The following is a 534-nucleotide window of genomic DNA, read 5'->3' as shown; positions in this document are numbered from 1 at the left end:
TAGCCGTAGTCGGCGTACTTCAGCGCCATGTTGGTGTTCTGCTCGGCCAGCAGGAAAGTGACCTTCTCCTTCTGGTTGAGGTCCTTGACGATCTCGAAGACCTCTTCGACGATCTGCGGGGCCAGGCCCATGGAGGGTTCGTCGAGCAGCATCACGCTGGGGTTGGTCATGAGGGCGCGGCCGATGGCGCACATCTGCTGCTCGCCGCCCGAGGTGTAGGCGGCCTGGCTGGTGCGCCGGGTCTTCAGGCGCGGGAAGTAGGTGTAGACCTTCTCCAGGTTGGCCGCGACCTCGGCCTTGCTCTTGCGGGTGTAGGAGCCGGTCATGAGGTTCTCCTCGATGGTGAGGTGGGCGAAGCAGTGGCGCCCCTCCATGACCTGGACCACGCCGCGCTGCACGAGGTCGGCGGGCGAGAGGTTCTCGATGCGCTCGCCGCGCAGTTCGATGCTGCCCTTGGTGACCTCGCCGCGCTCGCCCTTGAGCAGGTTGGAGATGGCGCGCAGCGTGGTGGTCTTGCCCGCGCCGTTGCCGCCC

Annotated in this window: 1 protein-coding gene; it reads right to left on the bottom strand. The window is 66.3% G+C overall.

Annotated elements, in window-relative coordinates; translation table 11 throughout:
* Nucleotides 1-534 (bottom strand): ABC transporter ATP-binding protein (locus tag ACT6UX_RS30445; protein ID WP_444778867.1); only part of this gene is annotated, 534 nt, incomplete at both ends.

It is taken from the genome of Reyranella sp. (genome assembly GCF_052439685.1).
Classification (GTDB): domain Bacteria; phylum Pseudomonadota; class Alphaproteobacteria; order Reyranellales; family Reyranellaceae; genus Reyranella.
The sequence above is the reverse complement of the archived record's forward strand: the minus strand, read 5'-3'. Positions and strand labels throughout refer to the sequence as shown.